General features: G+C 56.7%; 17 protein-coding genes. 6 read left to right on the top strand and 11 right to left on the bottom strand.

The window, feature by feature from the left end:
• Positions 1 to 27: 27 nt before the first annotated feature.
• Positions 28 to 243: an osmotically-inducible lipoprotein OsmB gene (gene osmB / locus OJ965_RS11155; RefSeq protein WP_003853848.1), complete on the bottom strand. Its 216-nt coding sequence runs from the start codon at positions 241 to 243 to the stop codon at positions 28 to 30.
• A 347-nt stretch (positions 244 to 590) separates the two neighbouring features.
• On the opposite strand from osmB, the gene araD reads away from it, so the two are divergent.
• On the top strand, positions 591 to 1,289 hold the full coding sequence (gene araD, locus OJ965_RS11160; protein WP_009089984.1) for an L-ribulose-5-phosphate 4-epimerase: 699 nt from the start codon (positions 591 to 593) through the stop codon (positions 1,287 to 1,289).
• A 355-nt stretch (positions 1,290 to 1,644) separates the two neighbouring features.
• Complete coding sequence (locus OJ965_RS11165) at positions 1,645 to 2,511, top strand: crotonase/enoyl-CoA hydratase family protein (protein WP_009089985.1); 867 nt, start codon at positions 1,645 to 1,647, stop codon at positions 2,509 to 2,511.
• A gap of 12 nt (positions 2,512 to 2,523) precedes the next feature.
• On the opposite strand, the gene pdeR is transcribed toward OJ965_RS11165, so the two are convergent.
• The 5 genes from pdeR to OJ965_RS11190 all read right to left on the bottom strand — a co-directional run bounded on the left by pdeR (position 2,524) and on the right by OJ965_RS11190 (position 11,569).
• Positions 2,524 to 4,509 (bottom strand): cyclic di-GMP phosphodiesterase, encoded by a 1,986-nt coding sequence (gene pdeR / locus OJ965_RS11170; protein WP_265139218.1) that lies wholly within the window; start codon positions 4,507 to 4,509, stop codon positions 2,524 to 2,526.
• A gap of 159 nt (positions 4,510 to 4,668) precedes the next feature.
• Positions 4,669 to 4,959, bottom strand: coding sequence for a YbdD/YjiX family protein (locus OJ965_RS11175; RefSeq protein ID WP_058957884.1), 291 nt, complete (start codon positions 4,957 to 4,959; stop codon positions 4,669 to 4,671).
• Positions 4,952 to 7,021, bottom strand: a complete 2,070-nt coding sequence (locus OJ965_RS11180) for a carbon starvation CstA family protein (RefSeq protein WP_265139219.1) — start codon at positions 7,019 to 7,021, stop codon at positions 4,952 to 4,954. The genes OJ965_RS11175 and OJ965_RS11180 overlap by 8 nt, the downstream gene beginning before the upstream one ends.
• A gap of 199 nt (positions 7,022 to 7,220) precedes the next feature.
• Entirely contained in the window at positions 7,221 to 9,155 is a 1,935-nt protein-coding gene (locus OJ965_RS11185) for an exoribonuclease II (protein ID WP_265139220.1), read from the bottom strand.
• Between the two features lie 110 nt (positions 9,156 to 9,265).
• Positions 9,266 to 11,569: an FdhF/YdeP family oxidoreductase gene (locus OJ965_RS11190; protein ID WP_140028600.1), complete on the bottom strand. Its 2,304-nt coding sequence runs from the start codon at positions 11,567 to 11,569 to the stop codon at positions 9,266 to 9,268.
• A gap of 261 nt (positions 11,570 to 11,830) precedes the next feature.
• Between OJ965_RS11190 and OJ965_RS11195 the strand changes: the two genes are divergently transcribed.
• The 3 genes from OJ965_RS11195 (at position 11,831) to OJ965_RS11205 (ending at position 16,013) form a co-directional block, all read left to right on the top strand.
• Complete coding sequence (locus OJ965_RS11195; protein ID WP_265139221.1) at positions 11,831 to 13,417, top strand: PTS transporter subunit EIIC; 1,587 nt, start codon at positions 11,831 to 11,833, stop codon at positions 13,415 to 13,417.
• Positions 13,418 to 13,578: 161 nt separating this feature from the next.
• Positions 13,579 to 15,123, top strand: coding sequence for a methyl-accepting chemotaxis protein (locus OJ965_RS11200; RefSeq protein ID WP_009089998.1), 1,545 nt, complete (start codon positions 13,579 to 13,581; stop codon positions 15,121 to 15,123).
• 167 nt (positions 15,124 to 15,290) lie between these two features.
• Positions 15,291 to 16,013, top strand: a complete 723-nt coding sequence (locus OJ965_RS11205; protein ID WP_111207622.1) for a YoaK family protein — start codon at positions 15,291 to 15,293, stop codon at positions 16,011 to 16,013.
• A gap of 80 nt (positions 16,014 to 16,093) precedes the next feature.
• On the opposite strand, the gene OJ965_RS11210 is transcribed toward OJ965_RS11205, so the two are convergent.
• From OJ965_RS11210 to OJ965_RS11225, 3 genes are all read right to left on the bottom strand, one after another.
• Positions 16,094 to 16,318 (bottom strand): hypothetical protein, encoded by a 225-nt coding sequence (locus OJ965_RS11210; RefSeq protein WP_140925451.1) that lies wholly within the window; start codon positions 16,316 to 16,318, stop codon positions 16,094 to 16,096.
• Positions 16,315 to 16,461, bottom strand: a complete 147-nt coding sequence (locus OJ965_RS11215; protein WP_265139222.1) for a DNA polymerase III subunit theta — start codon at positions 16,459 to 16,461, stop codon at positions 16,315 to 16,317. The genes OJ965_RS11210 and OJ965_RS11215 overlap by 4 nt, the downstream gene beginning before the upstream one ends.
• A 332-nt stretch (positions 16,462 to 16,793) precedes the next feature.
• Entirely contained in the window at positions 16,794 to 17,354 is a 561-nt protein-coding gene (locus tag OJ965_RS11225) for a hypothetical protein (RefSeq protein WP_265139223.1), read from the bottom strand.
• A gap of 868 nt (positions 17,355 to 18,222) precedes the next feature.
• Here OJ965_RS11225 and OJ965_RS11230 point away from each other — a divergent pair.
• The gene (locus OJ965_RS11230; protein WP_033736237.1) at positions 18,223 to 19,119 is read left to right on the top strand and encodes a LysR family transcriptional regulator; all 897 of its coding nucleotides are present in this window, start codon (positions 18,223 to 18,225) and stop codon (positions 19,117 to 19,119) included.
• 27 nt (positions 19,120 to 19,146) lie between these two features.
• On the opposite strand, the gene OJ965_RS11235 is transcribed toward OJ965_RS11230, so the two are convergent.
• Both OJ965_RS11235 and fabI read right to left on the bottom strand, forming a co-directional pair.
• Complete coding sequence (locus OJ965_RS11235; protein ID WP_265139224.1) at positions 19,147 to 20,259, bottom strand: CMD domain-containing protein; 1,113 nt, start codon at positions 20,257 to 20,259, stop codon at positions 19,147 to 19,149.
• 217 nt (positions 20,260 to 20,476) lie between these two features.
• A complete protein-coding gene (fabI, locus tag OJ965_RS11240; protein WP_009090006.1) occupies positions 20,477 to 21,265 on the bottom strand; it encodes an enoyl-ACP reductase FabI in 789 nt (262 codons plus the stop codon).
• Positions 21,266 to 21,314 lie beyond the last annotated feature (49 nt).

Here is a 21,314-nt window from a genome sequence, read left to right on the forward strand (position 1 = left end):
TAGCCGATTATAGTTTTAATAAGGTCCTTAGTGGACCTGATGACCGATAATACCACCCACAGCGGCGCCGCCGACTGTTCCGAGTGCGCTACCATTGGTCAGAACTGAACCCCCAATTGCGCCCGCACCCGCGCCAATCGCGGTGTTACGGTCACGTTTGGACCAGTTAGAGCAGCCGCTCAGTGCGACGGCTAAGGTGGTCGCCAGTACAACGGCAGTGATTCGTTTCATTGTTGTTGTCATACACTTCTCCTTTGATGTGCTCACAGAGGCAACACTCTTAGTATAGCTCCGATATTGACTCAGCCCGCTTGTGCCGCATCATTGCCGCGTCCGTGACGGCATCGAAATGTGATCACCATGGACAAACCGTTTGTAGCGGATGAGTAGCCATGCTGTCCCAACAGGTCCATGCATTGCCGGAGAGAATTTTAATCGTTCTGCGGAAATTCCGAAGATAGAAAATTCTTAAATCACGGCACATTTTTGCATTCATAGCCATTCCTTCTGCGTTTATAGCTAATCGCTCCATAACCCTTTGTCGGCCAACTCCGCAAAATTCAGGGACGATTGTCAGCAGGAGAAGAGGCATGCTGGAACACCTTAAACAACAGGTTCTGGAAGCGAATCTGGATCTACCCAAATATAACCTGGTGACCTTCACCTGGGGCAATGTCAGCGCAATCGACCGCGAACAGGGCCTGCTGGTGATTAAACCCTCTGGCGTGCGCTACGAGGTCATGAAGCGCGACGACATGGTCGTGGTCGATCTCACGACAGGTGAGGTGGTGGAGGGAGACAAGCGTCCCTCATCGGACACCGCGACGCACCGGGCGCTCTATCTCGCCTGGCCGGAGGTGGGGGGCATCGTCCATACCCATTCACGGCATGCGACGATCTGGGCGCAGGCAGGACGACCGATTCCCGCCTGGGGAACCACCCATGCCGATGATTTCTACGGAGAGATCCCCTGTACCCGCTCCATGCGCAGCGAAGAGATTCAGCACGATTATGAGTGGAACACCGGAGAGGTGATTATCGAAACCTTTGCGCAGCGTGGCCTGTCTCCCTCCGCGATTCCGGCGGTGCTGGTCAACTCGCATGGCCCGTTTGCCTGGGGGAAGGATGCCCACGCGGCTGTCCACAGCGCCGTCGTGCTGGAGGAGGTGGCCTACATGGGCTTATTCAGCCAGCAGCTGACGGCAAACCTGCCGCCCATCCAGCAACCGCTGCTTGACCTTCACTACCTGCGAAAGCACGGCGAAAATGCCTGGTACGGTCAGAAATAATCATCAGGACGCTTCGGCGTCCTTTTTTTACCCGCTTTACGCAGGGTGGCACGTTCTCTGTTCTGTTTTTTTCTGGCTTTTCAACAGCCGAAACCTGCGTCCACCCCTTTTAAGACGATTGCCGGATGACTGTACGCCGGTCCGCTTTATCTATTCAGTGCGCGTTAAGCATCGGCCTGGTGCTGCCTGACAGCATGGTGACAATGTGTAACGTGCCTAATCTATTTCTGACGAGCCTGTCAGGGATCACTCTGGATTTTGTGTTGTAAATCAATCTCTCATTTGGTCTGGCCTCACTCTGCATTACGCTGATGTCGCGTATTAAACGCATCAAATATAAACAGAGGATGAGACAATGACAGTAATTAACCAACCCACTTGCAGATTATTTACCGAAGCCGGCAACACCACGCAGTTAGTCGCCTATTACGAAGAAGGGCGTCGGACGATGTGGATGATGCTGCGTGCGCAGCCGCGCCCGAGTTTCAACCATGAACTGATTGAGGAGATCATGAATCTGAGCTACGCCGCACAGCGTTCTGGTCTGCCCATCGATTTCTGGGTCACCGGGTCACTGGTGCCGCAGATGTTCAACGCCGGTGGCGATCTGCGCTTCTTCGTCGAGTGCATCCGCAATAACCGCCGTGAGGCGCTGCGGGCCTATGCCCGTGCCTGCGTGGACTGCATCCACTCGGCGGCGCGCGGATTTGACACGGGGGCGGTAACGCTGGCGATGATCGAGGGAAGTGCCTTAGGCGGTGGATTCGAAGCGGCGCTGGCACATCACTTCATTCTGGCGCAAAATAATGCGCGGATGGGGTTCCCGGAAATCGCCTTTAACCTGTTCCCTGGCATGGGCGGTTACTCGCTGGTGGCCCGTCGTTCCGGCATGAAGCTGGCCGAGGAGTTAATCTGTGAAGGGGAGTCCCACAGTGCAGAGTGGTATGAAACGCGCGGTCTGGTGGACAAAGTCTTCCAGCCGGGCGATAGCTACCGTGCCACCCGCACCTTTATCGATACTTTACGGCCGAAGCTGAATGGCGTCCGGGCGATGCTGAAAGCGCGTCAGCGCGTGCTGCAGTTGTCACGCGCCGAGCTGATGGATATCACCGAGGATTGGGTCGATTACGCCTTTACGCTCGAACCTAAAGACATTGCTTACATGGAACGCCTGGTTCAGTTACAAAACCGCCACAGCGCATCACTGCGTAAAGCGGGATAACCGGACTCAGCGTTAAACGCGGGCAGGATGCTTAGCCAGCCAATGCCCAAATTGCTCCGCGGGCATTGGTTTTGCGTAGTAGTAACCCTGACGCCCATCCACACCACTTTTGAGAACAAACGACTCTTCATCCGGGGTTTCAATGCCTTCCGCGATGACCTGCAAATCGAGCGCTTTGGCAACGGCGACGATGGCGCGCACCAGCGACTGGGAAACCGGCTGCGTACTAATATTGCGGATAAAGCTCTGATCGAGCTTGATGGCATTAATCGGCACACGGGCCAGCTGCGACAGCGAGGAGTAACCGGTGCCGAAGTCATCAAGATGAATCTTCGCGCCCAGATCCTGAAACTGCTTCATCAGCTTCAGCGCTTCGGTCTCATTCTCAATCAGGCAGCTTTCAGTCAGCTCAATGTCGATGGGGCAGTCGGTAAGCCCCGCCTCATGCAGCGCCTGTTTCAGGTCGGTGTAGATGCTTTGATCGATCAGCTGGCGGGCTGAGACATTCACGGCGACGCGCAGGAAAATGCCCTCCTGGCGCCAGGCAATGATCTGCTTCAGCACGTTGAGCATCACCCAGCGGCCCAGCGGCACAATCAGTCCCGACTCTTCGGCATAGGGAATGAAATCGGCCGGCGACACCAGGCCCCGTTCCGGTGAGTTCCAGCGAACCAGGGCTTCCGCACTGCGGACTTCGCCATCGCTGTCGATTTTGGGCTGGTAGTAGACCAGCAAGTGGTCGAGTTCCAGCGCCTTGCGCAGATTGGTATCCAGCCAGAGGTATTCAAAAACCCGCTGGTTCATCTCGGCGGCAAAAACGCAGAATTTGCCGCGACCGTTCTCTTTGGCGTGATACATCGCGGTATCCGCATTACGAATCAGGCTTTCACGATCTTCGCCATGCAGCGGTGCGAACGCGATGCCGATTGAGCAGCCGCTGTAGACTTCGATCAGGCCAATACGGAACGGCTGACGCAGCCGCTCCAGAATGCGTGAGGCCATCGCCTCCAGCGCGGCCTGGCTGGTGTGCTCGGCCAGCACCACAAACTCATCACCGCCCAGCCGGCCCAGCGTCTGATCTTTGCCCAGACAGCTCAGGATCGCCAGCGACACCGCCTGCAGGAGCTGGTCGCCAAACATATGGCCGTAGGCGTCATTCACTTTCTTGAAGTTATCGAGATCCAGGTAAACCACACCGGTCTCATCTCCCCCGGAACACTCCAGCGCCAGGCTAATCTGTTGATGGATGGCGTTACGATTGGGTAAACCGGTCACCGTATCGGTGTTAGCCAGTACCCGGAGCCGTTCCTGAGCCCGACGCTCCTCGGTGATGTCGGTCCCGGAACAGATGAGGAAAATTTCATTTTTGCCACTGCCGCTGTGAACAAACTTATTACGAAACAGAAAGAGTCGCTGGCCTTTGCGGGTTTTGACCCAGCGTTCGACCTCATAGGAGTTGCCGTCGCGAAAGAAGCCCGCAATGTTGCGGCGCGACTGGGACGCTTCCTGTTTGGTCATAAAGAGCTGGAAGACGTTGCGGCCAATCACCTCATGCTCATTCAGGCCGGTATATTCTTCACTGAGACGGTTAAAACGCTGAATATTGCCGCGCTGGTCGAGGATGACAATCACCGAGTTGGCTTCAGAAACCACCTGTTCGGCGAAAGAGAGTCCCAGCGTTAGATCGCGTGCAACCGCCGAGGTGTCGCCCCAGGCGGAGGCGGTGCCTGCCCAGGATGCCTGGTTCACTTTACGCCCGACAAAATGCATAGGCACATCAATGCCCTGCAATGTCATGGTCAGGTTAATGCTTGACGTGATGACGGGCATCGCGCGAATCATCGCGGCCTGGCCGGGGGTCAGCGGCAGGGCGATATTGGTCTGTGACGACTCATCTTCAGCAAAATGTAGCGCATCGCTGTCCGCGGTCAGACGCCAATGAGGGCTGGTTGTACCAAACAGGGTGTACAACAAGGTTTGCCCTTGTTCATCGGTCATGGAAACTTCCTCCGGGAAGTGCTCTGCAGGCGTTATCTCATTATTTTAGCAACAGTATTCATCATCTGACGCCAGCACAAGATGCAAACCAAATATATTTTTCCATCCAGATAAGAATGGCACAAAAAAGCCCCGGCGGTGCGGGGCATTAAGCCATGATCAGCAGGGACATTTCCCCAGTTTTCCCGCCTGACTCGGGAAGCGCGCATCCAGACAGTAACGGTGGAAATCGCGCTCGTTCATCGTCGGCTGGCCAGGATGATGCTGCCGCATATGCTGCAGATATGTTTCATAATCCTGTACCCCGACCATTAAGCGAAAGCACTGCTGCAGGCCGCGCCAGAAGCCGCGCCAGCTGAACGCGACAGGAGCAGAGGCCGTAAGGGGATGACAGCCGATAATCTGCCATTTCCCCTGCGGCCGCTGGAACTGATGAATCGCATCAGACATGGCGCACCTCCTTGTTACGCAGCGCCACCGATGACTCATGGGTGGTTGGGGTGTCACTGCGCAGCGCCTTGCGGATAACAAAGAACGCGGCGATCAGCATCGTTACGGCCACCAGCATAAAAAAGGCACACAGCGCCGCGTTGATCTGATTGCTGAACACGATGGTCTGCATGTCCGCCACGCTTTTTGCCGGGGCGATGATCACGCCGTCCTCCACGCCTTTGCGGAACTTGCTGGCCTGCGCCAGGAAGCCGATAGCGGGTTTCTCATGGAAGATTTTCTGCCAGCCTGCGGTCATGGAGGTGATAAACAGCCAGACGGTGGGCAGGATGGTGACCCAGGCGTAGCGCTGCTTTTTCATCTTGAACAGCACGACGGTGCCGAGGATCAACGCCATCGACGCCAGCATCTGATTACCGATACCGAACAGTGGCCAGAGCGTATTAATGCCGCCCAGTGGATCCACCACGCCCTGATAAACAAAGAACCCCCAGCCCGCAACGGCGACGGTGGTGCCCGCCATATTGCCCAGCCAGGAACGGTTGTTCGCCATGGAAGGCACCACGGTGCCCACAAGATCCTGCACCATAAAACGGCAGGCGCGGGTGCCGGCATCGACCGCAGTCAGGATAAACAGCGCTTCAAACAGGATGGCGAAGTGGTACCAGAACGCCATCATCGCCCGGCTGTTAAAGATCTCGGTGATGATATGGGCCATGCCCACGGCGAAGGTCGGTGCACCGCCGGCGCGCGACAGAATCGAGCCTTCGCCCACGTCACGGGCGATGCCGCTCAGCATTTCAGGCGTCACCACAAAGCCCCAGCCGTTAATCACCTGTGAGGCGCTCTCCACGGAGGTACCAATCAGCGCCGCTGGCGAGTTCATGGCAAAGTAGACGCCGGGGTCCAGCACCGAGGCGCAGATCAGCGCCATAATGGCCACAAAAGATTCCATCAGCATCGCGCCGTAGCCAATAAAGCGGATATGGCTTTCGCGCTCCACCAGTTTAGGCGTGGTGCCGCTGGACACCAGTGCATGGAAGCCTGAGATCGCGCCACAGGCGATGGTAATAAACAGGAAGGGGAACATCGCCCCGGAGAAGACCGGGCCGGTGCCGTCGATAAAGCGGGTCACCGCCGGCATTTTCATCTCCGGCATGGCAAAGACAATGCCCACCGCCAGGCCGACAATCACGCCGATTTTGAGAAAGGTCGAGAGATAGTCACGCGGTGCCAGCAGCAGCCAGACCGGCAGCACTGAGGCGATAAAGCCGTAGATGACCAGCACCCAGGTCAGCGTGGTGCCTTTCAGGGTGAAGAAGGGGCCCCAGTAGGGGTGTTGCGCCACATCGCCGCCATAGATAATCGCCGCCATCATCAGCACAAAGCCAATCAGCGATACCTCCGCGATTTTACCCGGACGGATAAAGCGCATGTAGATGCCCATAAACAGCGCGATAGGAATGGTCGCGGCTATCGTAAACAGCCCCCACGGACTGTTAGCCAGCGCCTTCACCACCACCAGCGCCAGCGCCGACAGGATAATGATCATCACGCCCAGCGCGCCGAGCATGGTCACCACACCGGCAAACGCGCCGAGCTCCTGACGGGCCATCTCACCCAGCGAACGACCATCCCGGCGGGTTGAGATAAACAGGATCAGGAAATCCTGAACCGCGCCCGCCAGCATTACCCCCACAAGGATCCAGATAGTACCGGGCAGAAAGCCCATCTGCGCCGCCAGAATCGGCCCGACCAGGGGACCGGCACCGGCAATCGCCGCAAAGTGATGACCGAACAGCACCCATTTATTGGTCGGGACATAATCCAGCCCGTCGCTCAGCCGCTCGGCCGGGGTCATCCGGCGGTCGTCCAGCTCGAAGATATTACGGGCAATAAACAGGCTGTAGAAACGATACGCGATGCTGTAACAGGCGACAGCGGCTATCACCAGCCAGACTGCGTTGACGTGTTCGCCGCGGCTGAGGGCCAGCATGGCAAAAGCGCCTGCGCCGATTAACGCCACCACTAACCAGATCGCGCTGGTTTTGACGTTTTTCATGACTAACTCCTTGTAGGGATCGAGAGGAAGGCGATCGAAAACAACGAGTTAAACTTAATGTAATGGAATGTAAGTGAAAGTTAATCAGTGGAGAAGTGTGAAGCGGGGTACAAATATAACCTGTTTACAACCTGAACGGGGGCGGGAACGGGCGGGATAACCGGAGTTATCCCGCCAGATGGCGTAAGTCAGCTGGAACTCAGACGGCGGGACGCGCCACGACGCTGCGGGTTTCCATGCGGACTTCGGCGATGGTGACATCAATCACGTCAGTCACACGATAAACCACGTCGCCTTTAATCTGAACGCTGCCATTTTCCTGGCTACAGACCATCTCATCACGCACCGCGTGAATGAACGGAGCAGGGATAAAGGCCACCGCGCCATACTCCAGCAGACGAACGCGCATACCGCCGCGTGACACGTCGATGATCTCGGCGCTGAAGCGACGATCGGTGCCTGCAAACGGCGCAAGATAACGGGCGTAGAGCCAGTCACCCACATCACGTTCGGCCATGCGGTTCAGACGACGGCGCTCGCTCATCGTGACCGTCACGGCATCGTCCGGACGGGCGATCGTCTCGCCACGGATGATCGCTTTCAGCAGGCGATGGTTGATCATGTCGCCAAACTTACGGATGGGTGAGGTCCAGGTGGCGTACGCCTCCAGTCCCAGCCCGAAGTGCGGGCCCGGCTCGGTGCTGATCTCGGCAAAGGTCTGGAAGCGACGGATGCGGCTGTCGAGGAACGGCGTCGGCTGGGCATCGAGTTCACGACGCAGCACGCGGAAGCCTTCCAGGGTAGTAATCGCCTGAGCATCCACGGTGATGCCATGATTCGCCAGCACTGCTGCGGCCTGTTCAGCATTGGTGGCATCGAAACCGGCATGGACGTTGTAAATACCAAAGCCGAGACGGTCACGCAGCACCTTCGCCGCACAGATGTTTGCCAGGATCATCGCCTCTTCAACGATGCGGTTAGCGATGCGACGCGGTTCCGCGACGATCTCCAGCACTTCACCTTTTTCTCCCAGCAGGAAGCGGTAGTCAGGACGATCTTTGAACACCAGCGCGTGGGTCTGACGCCACTCGCTGCGCGCCTGGCAGAGACGATGCAGCAGACGAATCTGTTCTGCAATCGCGTCACTGTCCGGCTGCCAGCTGCCGCTGTTTTCCAGCCAGTCAGAAACGTCGTCATAAGCCAGCTTGGCTTTGGACTCGATCCAGGCCGCAAAGAAGGTGACATCATCCGCCAAGCTGCCATCGGCGGCCACGGTGACGCGGCAGGCCAGCGCCGGACGGCGGACATTCGGACGCAGCGAGCAGACATCATCAGAGAGTTCGCGCGGAAGCATCGGGATGTTAAAGCCCGGCAGGTAGTTGGTGAAGGCGCGCTTCGCTGCCAGCTTATCCAGCTGACTGCCTTCCGCGACATAAGCGGTCGGGTCGGCGATAGCGATGGTCAGGGAGAGCGAGCCATCCGCCTGCGCTTCCACATAAAGCGCATCATCCATATCCTGGGTGCTGGCGCTGTCAATGGTGACAAAATTGAGCGCGGTCAGATCTTCGCGCGTCAGATTCTCATCCATCATCTCGCCAAAGCTGACATCCGGCGCTTCACGCTCAAGGTTGTGACGCGACAGCGTCACCCACCACGGCGCCAGATGGTCATCCGCTTTGACGATAAAATCGGTGATTTCGGCGTAAAAACCGCGGTCGCCTTTCAGAGGATGACGACGCATTTCAGCGACAGCCCAGTCGCCATTCTCAAAATCATGGCTGACATCGCGCGCCGGGCGGCACGGGATAGCCTCTTTCAGCAGGGGATGGTCCGGCACGATCGACAGGCGATCGTCTTTCTTCTGTACCCGGCCGACAAAACGGCTCAGGAACGGCTCAACCAGGGTTTCCGGTTCAGCACTTTCGCGGTCTTTATCGGTGTGGATCACGGCGACGATACGATCGCCATGCATCACTTTCTTCATCTGCGGAGGCGGAATGAAGTAACTTTTCTGCGCATCGACTTCCAGAAAGCCGAAGCCTTTTTCGGTGCCTTTTACCACGCCTTCTGCACGTGGTGTCTGTGAATGGAGCTTCTCTTTCAGCTGCGCGAGCAGCGGGTTATCCTGGAACATAATTTTTACGTTTCGTGGCCTGAATGCGGCTGACAGTTTTACGCGAATCGACGCCGCGCGGCAAGGCAAAAAGCCGGACGAACCGGCTTTTCAGAGGGGCTGACAGGGGATCAGGCGATGCGCTGATCGGCCTGTGCCAGGGAGAGTTCCAGCTTCACGGGCACCGATTTGGAGGTCGGTGTACCGCTGCCATCACCAAAGCTGTTCAGCGGCACCAGCGGGTTGGTTTCCGGATAGTAGGCCGCCAGATTTCCGCGCGGAATATTATAAGGAACCAGTTTGAAACCGCTGACGCGACGGGTGATGCCATCATTCCACAGCGTTTCGATATCGACATTCTGGCCTTCGGTAAAGCCCAGATCCGCCATATCGTCCGGATTGATAAACACCACTTCGCGCTGACCAAACACGCCACGATAACGGTCATCGAGGCCGTAGATGGTGGTGTTGTACTGGTCGTGTGAACGCAGGGTCTGCAGGGTGAACGGCACCGCCTGATCCAGCGCCGGGAACAGTGAGTCCGGCAGCATCGACGCATTAAATTCCGCTTTCTGGCTCGGCGTATTGAAGCGTAACTCTGCAGCGGCATTGCCCAGGTAGAACCCGCCAGGGATATCGCATTTCGCGTTAAAGTCGGCAAAGCCCGGAATGGTCGCGGCGATATGATCGCGGATCAGGTTGTAGTCACCCGCCAGGTCGCGCCACTTCACTTTGTCATCACCCAGCACCGCCTGCGCGATCCCGGCGACGATGGCCGTTTCAGAGCGCTGCGTTTCCGCCAGCGGAATGCCGATCCCTTCGGAGGCGTGCACCATGCTGAACGAGTCTTCGACGGTAATAAACTGATTGCCGGTTGCCTGGCGGTCACGTTCCGTGCGGCCCAGCGTCGGCAGAATCAGCCCTTCATGACCCGGCACCAGGTGGCTGCGGTTCAGCTTGGTGCTGATGTGTACGGTCAGACCACAGCGCGATAACGCCTCTTCCGTGCGCGGTGAATCGGGCGCCGCCGCGGCCAGGTTGCCACCCAGCGCAATCAGCACTTTGACTTCATCACGCAGCATGGCATTCAGCGCTTCAACGGTGTTGTGGCCCGCGGCACGCGGTGGCTCGAAACCAAAATGGTTGCCCAGCGCATCCAGGAACGCCTGCGTCGGTTTCTCATCAATGCCCATCGTCCGGTTGCCCTGCACGTTACTGTGACCGCGCACCGGGCAGAGACCTGCGCCTTTTTTGCCCAGCTGGCCAAACAGCAGCTGCAGGTTGGTGATTTCACGCACCGTGTCTACCGAATGCTTGTGCTGTGTGATCCCCATCGCCCAGGTGCAGATCACCCGGTCAGCGCTCTGATAGATGGCCGCTGCTTCACGGATTTGCGCCTGCGTCAGGCCCGACTGCGCCACAATCTGCATCCAGCTGGTGTTGTCTACGGCGTCAAGGTAGGCCTCAATGCCGTTGGTTTTGGCATTGATAAAGGTCTGATCGAACAGGCCGCTTTCACCTGCCGCCAGGCGGGCACGGTGGGTTTCCAGCAGGGATTTCACCATGCCGCGCACGGCGGCCATATCTCCGCCCAGATTCGGCTGATAGTAGGAGGAGCTGATGGTGCCGGCTTTAGAGGTCACCACTTCCAGCGGTTTCTGTGGATCGGCAAAGCGCTCCAGACCGCGTTCGCGCAGGGTGTTAAAGGTCACGATTTTTGCGCCGTGGTCGGCAGCGTGACGCAGGCTGTGCAGCATGCGCGGATGGTTAGTGCCGGGATTCTGACCAAAGACAAAAATCGCATCCGCATGGTCAAAATCGTCCAGACGAATGGTGCCTTTACCGACGCCAATGCTGCGCTTCAGCCCGGTGCCGCTGGCTTCGTGACACATATTGGAGCAGTCAGGGAAGTTATTGGTGCCCACCAGGCGACCAAACAGCTGATAGAGCCAGGAGGCTTCATTGCTGGCGCGACCGGAGGTGTAAAGCTCCATCTGATCCGGATTGTCCATCGCCTTAATGTGCTGCGCGATCAGCGCAAAGGCGTCGTCCCAGCTGATCGGCTCATAATGGTCAGTTTCGGCGTTGTAGCGCAGCGGATGCGTCAGACGACCCTGATATTCCAGGAAGTAGTCACTCTGGGTGTAGAGGGTGGTTACGCTGTGGCGGGCGAAAAAGTCGGTATCAACCACCCGGCGTGTCGCTTCCCAGGTCACCGCTTTGGCGCCGTTTTCGCAGAAGCTGAAGGTACTTTTATTGTCATCACCCCAGGCGCAGCCCGGACAGTCAAAACCGCGTGCTTTGTTCATGCGCATCAGGTTGCGCATATTTTTCAGGGCCGCTTTGCTGTCAAGAACGAAACGCGTGGTGGCTTCCAGTGAACCCCAGCCGCCCGCAGCCGCGCGGTAGGGTTTGATTTGGCGTTTAAATTTCATATTGAGTGCAGGCTTTTTATAGTAGGAATAATTGTTTGATGATTGTTATCAGGTTATAGCCTGATGGTGAAGGGGAGTGTGCAATTATCGTCATACCTTGTCTAATTGATTGACATAATGGTGCGATAGCTGGCGTTTATCGTGCATCGGCCAGAAGTGTGATGCTGGTCAGATTTTACCCAGTTTTAACGTGCTGATAACGGGAGTTCTCCCGGTAACGGGCTAATACTTGCTGTTTATCATCAGAGAGGGCGCGACACCATGAAACAGCTGACCAGCCAGATCCACGCGTTCGGCAAAGCGCTAATGATGCCAATCTCAGTGATCGCCGCCGCAGGGATCTTTCTCGGGCTGGCGGCGGCGATGCAGAACCCGGCGGTGACCGGTGAGGCGTTTGTTCAGATGGCGGTGCCGCAGGTCATCATCGGCTTTATCCGCAAGATCGCCGGTGCGCTGTTTACAAACCTGCCGCTCTTCTTTGCCGTGGCGAGTGCTATCGGGCTGGCAAAAGCGGAGAAGCCCACCGCCGCGTTTGCTGCGGTGATTGGCTACATCGTGATGAATGTCGGCATCAGCGCCACCCTGGCGGCCAAAGGGATCACGGCCGCCACCACCACACCGGCCGCTCTGCAGCAGGCGGGGATGGATCAGACGACGGCGATGATGACCTCGGCGGAATATATCAGCATGCTGGGGGTCTTTACCTACAACATGAGCGTGCTGGGTGGGGTGATTGCCGGGCTGATAACGGTCGCGCTGCACAACCGCTTTTACACCCAGCAACTGCCCACCGCGATCAGTTTTTTTGGCGGGCGGCGTTTTGTGCCAATCGTCACCGTCGTCTGCCTGCCGCTGGTGGGGGTACTGCTGGCGCTGGTCTGGCCGACCATCGGCCAGGGAATCGCCTGGATCGGCGCGATGATCGGCAAAAGTGGCCAGTATGGCGCGTTCCTGCTGGGGGCATTTGAACGCATTCTGATCCCCACCGGCCTGCACCATATCCTCAACGAAACCGTTCGCTTCACCCCGATCGGCGGTATGGCCGTGGTCGATGGCCAGACCATTGTCGGTGCGCTCAACATCTTCAACGCGTCGCTGACCCATCCGGGGTCGATCCCGGATGCGACGCTGCGCACCGCCACGCAGTTTCTGGCGCAGGGTAAAATTCCGGTCATGATGTTTGGCCTGCCCGCCGCTGCCCTGGCGATCTATCACACCGCACGGCCAGAGCATAAACAGCGGGTCAAAGCGCTGGTGATGGCGGGCGCGCTGACCTCATTCACGACCGGTATTACGGAACCGCTCGAGTTCTGCTTTATTTTTGTCTCGCCGGTACTCTATCTCCTGCACGCCTTCCTGACCGGTCTCTCCTTCATGCTGATGTCGATGCTGCACCTGATGATTGGCAATGTGCAGGGCGGCATCATCGACCTGGTGGTGTTCGGCATGCTGGGCGGGGCGAAAACGCACTGGTGGTGGACACTGGCGCTGGGGGCCATCTACGCGCCGCTCTACTACTACGCTTTCCGGCTGGTGATCACCCGGATGCATGTCGAAACGCCGGGCCGGGAATCGGAAGAGGAGAAACCGCAGCAGGTCGCGGCGGATGAGCGCACTCAGGTGATTATCAGCGGGCTGGGCGGGCAGGCCAATATCGAGGATGTCGATTGCTGCTTTACCCGACTGCGGGTCCGGGTCAGAGAGATGAATCAGGTGGTGGATCAGACGCTGATGAGCACCGGTGCCAACGGCGTCAATCGCGTCAGCGAGCATGATGTTCAGGTGATTTACGGGCCGCAGGTTGAGAAAGTCGCCAGTGAGGTAAAGCGGGCGCTAGGCGTGGCTTAGCGACAGCCTGTTTCGGGTCATCAGCGGGCGGTCTGCCGGAAAGGGGGAGAAAGGCTGCACGCTGCCGCTCCGCTTATTGTAACTAAAAAAAGTTCAGCCCTAATGGGCTGCTTTTTTTTGCCGATATAGCCACTAATCCTCCCAATTTCCGGAACGTAGCGATGTCGTTAAAAAAGTCCTCCCTGATTATTTTTTCTTTCCTGCTGGCGCTGTTTCTTACCAGCGTGGCAATCAGTACCTGGCTGCTTGTTCAGAGCAATCACTCCCTGAATGCGGTTAACAAAGAGATCCGCGTTGTGCTGTCGGTGATCGACCCTATCAACCACAGCCGTACGCTGCGTGTCCGCCTGATGGAGTACATGAAGTCGATAGAGGGCAGTGAGGCGAATAACCCGGCCACGCTGGACAGCGTTCGCACCGTTGCCGGTAAGGCGGATGCGGCGTTTGAAGCCTATATGAACGCGCCGCGTCTGCCGGGCGAAGAGGCTGAAGCGGAAGCCTATCGTCAGGCCTATCAGGCCTATCGCCAGCAGGGCCTGCAGCCGTTAATTGAGGCAGCAGAAGCGCACGACCAGCTGCGATTCAAAAACCAGATTGCCACCGTGGTGCGTCTGGATCGCCAGTATGAAATTATTCTGGATCGGGTGCTGGCGCAGCATGAAACCTACGCCAGAAAACTCAACAGTGATGCGCAGAGTCATTTCACCACCGGCATTACCCTGCTGGGACTGTTTGGCGTGCTCTTTTTTGCCATCATCATCGCGATCTACATCTTCATGAAGCGCTACGTGCTCTCTCCGCTGAATGATGCGCAGGAACACTGCAGGCTGATTGCGGCGGGCGTGCTGGACAGCAGCGTCCCGGTCAGGGCGAACTCCCGCAGTGAAATTCAGCTGCTGATGGGCTCGCTGGAGCAGATGCGCAGCGCGCTGACCTCTATCATTCTGCAGGTTCGTGACTCGACCCGATCCGTCTCCACCGCATCACAGGAAATTGCTGCGGGCAACATCGATCTCGCCTCACGCACCGAGCAGCAGGCTGCCGCGCTGACCGAGACCGCCGCCAGCATGGAGCAGCTGGGCGCAACGGTGAAACAGAATACCGAAAACGTCTTTGAAGCCTGCCGCCTGACCAGTGAAGCGGTGAAAAATGCCGAAAGCGGTGAGAAAGTGTCGCAGGAAGTGGTGGTCTCAATGGGGCTGATTAACGCCAGCTCGAAGAAGATTGAAGAGATCACCACCGTTATCGACAGCATCGCTTTTCAGACCAATATTCTGGCGCTGAACGCAGCGGTGGAAGCGGCCCGTGCCGGGGAGCAGGGTCGCGGTTTTGCGGTGGTGGCGGGCGAAGTCCGGAACCTGGCGCAGCGCAGCGCCACGGCCGCTAAAGAGATCGAGAGCCTGATTGCCGAATCGGTCGCCATCATTCACGCCGGTTCTGATCAGGTCAGCCGCACGGGTGAGGCGATGAGCGCGATTATCTCCTCAGTGAGCCAGGTTAACCTGCTGATGGAGCATATCTCTACCGCGTCAGATGAACAGAGTCGCGGTATCGGTCAGATTGAACAGGCCGTGACCGAAATGGACAGCGTGACGCAGCAGAACTCGGCGCTGGTGCAGGAGTCTGCAGCGGCCTCCGCCTCGCTGGAAGAGCAGGTGCAGTACCTGACGCAGTCGGTATCCACGTTCCGTCTCGCCAGCCATTAACCGGCGGTTCCGCGCGGCGCCAGTGCCGCGCGGAACCTGCTTCCGGTAAGGCATGTTATCCGGGCAGATTGCCCTGAGGTCAGTGCGTCGGGAGAGTTTGATTCAGCGCCTTGTCGCCGGCCGGGAAACGGCGGATGATAAGGCTTTCCTCTGAATATGTGGTGGTCATGCTAATCAGTACAGAAAGTGCCCGCAGCCACAGCGCCGACACCCGTCTGGCCTGTACGCTGGCGGCCGCTGCGGGGGCGCTGAACACCGCCGCCTTTGAGATTGTCGGTTTCTTTTCTGCCAACATGACCGGCAATGTCTCGCTGCTCTCCGATCATCTGGCAAAAGCGAATCCGGGAACCGGCCTCTTTTTTCTCGCCATCGTCATCCTCTTCATCGCCGGGTCGGCGCTCTCCACCTTGGTTATCAATTCCGGTCGCCGCAGAAACATCCGCACTATTTATGCCTTTGTCATCCTGGCTGAAGGCGCTGCGCTGATGGTACTGGGGGTGATAGAAAATCATTTTCCGCCGCTGTCGCCGGGCGTGGTGTTAATCCTGAGCCTCAGTTTTCTGATGGGGCTGCAGAATGCGGTGGTGACACGGATTTCGGACGCCCGCGTCCGTACCACCCATGTCTCCGGCACGGCGACCGATATCGGGATTGAGCTGGCGATGTTGTTTGAGGTGCTGCGGCGTAAAATCTCCCCGAAAGAGGCGCCGCTCTACCTGAGCCGGTTGCGGCTGCATGTGCTGACGCTGCTCGCATTCCTGGCGGGCGGCATAGCCGGAATAGGGCTCTACAGGCTGCTCAGCTACGACTTTCTGCTGCTGGTGGGGTTCGGCCTGATCTGCCTGGCGCTGAACGCCATTTTCCGGCGGCCGGTAAAGACGGCAAGCTGATGGCCCGGCAGTTGCTGAGTAAAATCTGATAAGCCGGGGCCGCTCACCTTAGAAAACTCATCGGCCCCATGTTGTGAACCTCAAGCCTGCTTATTAAAGTCCAGCCATTCCTCCCAGCAATGTTCCGGGTCGATATCCTGATACCCACGACGCTCAGCCACAGCTAAAACTCCTTCAGCATCCGTGACAATAGCCGTGGCATTATCACGAATAGCCAACACCTCCTCTTTAGTCAAAGGAGAGCCTTTCTCCTCGGCTTTAGAGACAAGCAGGCTGATAAGGGACGGAATGAAAAGGATGATCACTTACCTTCCTCTTTCTGATAGATCGCGTCAGTGTCGCGAGGGTAATGTAGAGAGACGTTCCTGTCATGCTGCCATCTCTGCCTGAAATATTCACGCTGGCTCTCAGGCTGCTGCATCTCCACTTCATGCGGGATAACGGGCATATCATACACTCCTTGTCTTATTTGCAGACCAATTGGAAGTCTCCAGCACAATTCTGCAAGCGCCCATGATAATAACCTGTGTCAATAGGTCATTAACAGGCTTCGATGATGCTAAGTGCATACGCCCTGACATAGCCAAACAGGCCGAAGCATTACTGAAAGTGCGAATGGCTATGGCTGTTGAGGCATTCTGCTGGACGCCATCTGATACTGGATTGCAAAGACTGTATGCGTGCCGATCATGGTCACTAAATAAGAATGGCAATCAGCATGAGCTGACTGCAACATTTGAAAAGGTAGGGCGTTGAAGGTTATTTACACGAAGAAGAGCATTATTTTCTACACCAAACTGTAAAATCACTACTTGTAGCAGAAACTATAAACTCACCATCCCATGAAAACCCGGCGCAAATGAAATAGTCCCTGGCAAGTGTGATACAACCATCCTGATGACCAGTCGCTAAAGCATCTTTGTTTATCGGACACCATATTAGTAATTCAATAGGCCATTCCGGAGCTACGCGGACTAAACTTTCGCCATAACGGTTATACATTGGTAAACCGCCACCGCATAATCCACAAATCGAGATGTCTTCATGAGATAAAGGGCCAATCCCTTTACAGGAAAGGCTTAAGGGAGAATACCAGTCTGAATATTCATCGTATTCTCTGGCAAGCTTTTCACCATTAATACAGTTATATACACTGCGCCCAGAGGATGATACGACTAACAATAAATGATTTTGTTGATGGGAAAAGCCAACTTCGGTTAAGCCTCCTACAGCAACCTGTAAAACCGGAAGCCATTTTTCGGACGAAGAAGGAATGTTAAGGACTGATCCCACATAATTATCCGATTTATCTTTTTTGAACAAGCCCAGCATTTTTTTCATCCTCATAAACTTTCCCGTTCTGCAAATCAGCAACAACATTATCCTATTAAGTCATACAATACCTTAATTCAAAATATCTCTACCTTATAAAAAACCGCCGACCGTGCAATGACTCAACCGCGCCTCTTTCAGGGGGCGGCGGGGGGCAGGTGCGGGTGGCCGCTGGGAAGAGCAGGCAGAAAAAAGCCCACCAAAGGCGAGCGACCACAAAATTTACCAGTACATTGCAGAGAGGAAAAACCTCATAACAGGTATCGCCTTGCCGTAGAAAAAATTTAGCTCTTATGTCTCGCTTTTAATGGTTGTTTATTCACCTAAATCAAAGCGCAAAAAAGCCCGCGTTAAGCAGGCATGAATTGGCACAAAAAGGAAAAATCTCAGTATCAGCATTCGCTGACAGTCGCACCATACAGTGTTTCGGTCCAATAGATAGTGATGAATATGGCAATAGCGAAGCGTGAGCACGTTATGTATGTTCGCCATGTAAAACGAGGCAGCGCCCGTGCTGTAGAACATAAATTCAGCACCAGCCGCAGCTTTACAATTGTGCCTGCTGATTCGCCTTGATTAGATCCATCTATCGATACTGCTGTTTATCAACGCAGTACTTATCAAAAGGGAATTACTGATGGCGAGACGATACAGGTTCATGCACTACAGGGCATCATCGTGTTGGGTAAGGTTACAGCTGAAGTTCTGTCAGTGTTAAAGTCAAACCGACCCACAATTTGAAGCTCACCTGCAACAGGCATAGTATGATGTGAGAAGAAAAGAAATCTGAGGTGAAATTTCATTTAGTACATCGCGTAGTACGTAAAACACTAGATGGAAATTTAATTAACACCTGACTAATTGATTGGTAATTAAAATCGACATTAAACAACTGATTTATTTGTGTAACCTGGAGCGCGAACGCCATTTCGGGCGCGCAGCAGAAGCCAGTTTCGTTACACAGCCAACACTATCTATGCGCCTGAAAAATCTGGAGCGAGAGCTGGGCCTGCCGCTGATTAACCGCAGTAATAACTTCGCCGGATTTACGCCAGAGGGCGATCGCGTGCTGGCATGGGCGCGGGAAATCGTTTCGGTATATCAGGGGCTGAAGCTGGAAGTCGAATCACTGAAACATGGGGTAAACGGCACGCTGCGGGTGGGAGTGGTTCCGCAGTGCAGCATGGCCCTGCCGCTGCTGCTGAAAGTGGTCCAGGAGAGATATCCGCAACTCGACTACCGCATCGCGGTGCTGAGCGCTGATCAGCTGCTGGATGCGCTTAACAGTCACACCGTGGATGTCGGCATCGGCTTTTTTGAGATGGCGACCCTGCGCGAACTCCATTTTCAGACCGAGCTGCTGGCGGACCGCGGCGTTGAAGCGGTGTTCCATCCTGACCATTTCCCGGCGCTGGTGGGTGATACGCCGCTGGCGCTGTCGGATCTGGCGCAACAGCCGCTCTGCCTGGCGGAGCCGACCCGCTATTTTCGCCGTTATCTCGACATGGCCTTTCGTGAGGCGGGGCTGGTGCCACGGGTGATCGTCGAGAGCGCGTCCGTCATGCAGTTGATGCAGTGCGCTCAGGTCGGGCTGGGGCTGCTGGTTTCACCGGTGGGGCATCTGTTGCCCGCTTCACTTCAGGGGCTGCAGCAGCGCGCCATCACGCTGCCACCCATGGCACGTCAGGCGGCGCTGGTTATCGCCGAGCCTGGCCGTGCCACCCCGCTGGCCCAGCACTTTTTCGATGAAGCGCGCGCGCGGCTGCCGATGTAACCGGCGGCAGGCTCTCATTTTTTACGCTTACTGCGCTTCGCCCAGCGCGTAAAAGAGGCGACTGTTCCAGTTGCCTATCGCGACACGCTGAACCAGCGCGAAAAGCGCATCATTCTCCCAGCCCGCTTCCATGAGGGGTTGCAGATGGGCCGCGCTGAAGCGCTCCGGTGAGCGGGTCAGCTGCGCCGCCAGTGCAATAATCTGCTGTTCTGCGCCGCGTGATCCGGCATCATCGACCCCTTCAATCAGACTCGCCTGACCGTACAGCAGCCGGAAAAGCCAGCGACTGCCGAGGATGCGGGCGGCGACCGCCTCCGGCAAGGCAGGTTCGTCAGAGAGGTGCTGACGCAGCTGCGCCCAGCCATATAACGCCGCAGGATCGTGTGCCAGCACCCAGACTGCCTCCTGCATACCCGGCAGTGACTGGCAACGGGTGATTGCTGCGAGCTGCTCCGCGCTGGCATAACGCAGCTCCAGCGGCTTCAGCACCGGCTGCCAGCGGGCGGGCTGATCGAAGCCGGTTGCCTCTGCATCGGGGGGCGCGGTGCTGCCGGGCAGCCAGCGAACCGGCTGAGCCTGCAGTGCCTGTAAGCCCGCCACCACCCGCGCCTGATAACTGACAAACCCGATCACCTGATTCAGCGTCACGATATCGGGCTCGGTCAGGCCAACCCCATCCAGTGCGGTAATGGCGCTGCCGTTGATCAGCTCAGGCTGCATCGCCAGCTGACGGGCGTATTGCGTGATCTGGGTCAGGCGGTTGTTACTCTCGCGTGAAGAGTCGGGGCCGGGCAGCGGATTCAGGCGGGCAGAGTAGTGGTTACACAACCGCTGGATCCCCGCCACCTGCGCGACGGTCAGGGCGGTGCTGAGGCGGTCGTAGAGCGTTAACGTATGGGTGAGCGACGTGGTCACCCGATCGGGAAACAGCAGCTGCGCCAGATCGCGTGCGGCCAGCAGGGCGGCCTGCTGCGAGCGCAACAGAGAGTGCATCCCGGCGTGATCGGCGTGGCAGCCCAGCAGAAAGCGGTCATCGATATGGGCGGCCTCGGGCACCAGCGGCGCGGCCTGAGAGGTTCGTGGACTGGTCTGGCTCTCGTAAAACCAGTGGTTATGGCCCGGATAGCGGCGTTGTTCCATGATCAATCCTTTTGCAGATTCGGGTTCGGTATGCAGGCGGCAGAATCTGAAAATGTGCATATACCGAAGGGCAGGCTTATCGTCGCTGATGGCCGGTCCGGGGCAAAAGAATGATCGGTGATAATTAATAGCGTTACGCTATAACGGCAGAAAAATCAGGGAGTGAGGCGTGGCGAGGGCAAAAAAAGAGGGCGAGCCAGGCTCGCCCTCAGGGAACTTATTTCAGTTCCAGTTCGTTCATCGCGGCGATGCTGAAGCCGCCATCAACGTGAACGACTTCACCGGTGATGCCGCCTGCCAGATCAGAGCAGAGGAACGCGGCAGAGTTGCCGACATCTTCGATGGTGACGGTACGGCGAATCGGGGTAACCGCTTCGCAATGCGCCAGCATCTTACGGAAATCTTTGATGCCTGAGGCGGCCAGGGTGCGGATTGGACCTGCAGAGACGGCGTTAACACGCACGCCTTCCGGGCCCATGGCGTTTGCCATGTAACGCACGTTCGCTTCCAGGGACGCTTTCGCCAGACCCATCACGTTGTAGTTCGGGATCGCGCGCTCAGCACCCAGGTAAGAGAGGGTCAGCAGACCGGAGCCTGGATTCAGCATCTCACGGCACTCTTTCGCCATCGCAACGAAGCTGTAAGCACTGATGTCATGCGCGATTTTAAAGCCTTCACGGGTAACGGCGTTCACATAGTCGCCATCCAGCTGGTCGCCAGGCGCGAAGCCGATAGAGTGAACGAAACCGTCAAATTTCGGCCAGGTTTTTGCCAGTTCAGTGAACAGAGATTTGATGCTCTCATCTTCTGCGACGTCACATGGCAGCACGATGTCTGAACCCAAATCTTTAGCAAACTCTTCCACACGACCTTTTAACTTGTCGTTCTGGTAGGTGAAAGCCAGTTCTGCGCCCTGTTTGTGCATCGCCTGTGCAATACCGTAGGCGATGGAAAGTTTACTGGCAACGCCAGTAATCAGAATGCGCTTACCGGAAAGAAAACCCATAGCTGTAATCCTTATGGTCATTGTTGTTGGCGGCCGCATGATTAAAAAG

Origin of the sequence: Pantoea anthophila (assembly GCF_026104315.1) — a bacterium.
Classification (GTDB): Bacteria; Pseudomonadota; Gammaproteobacteria; order Enterobacterales; family Enterobacteriaceae; genus Pantoea; species Pantoea anthophila.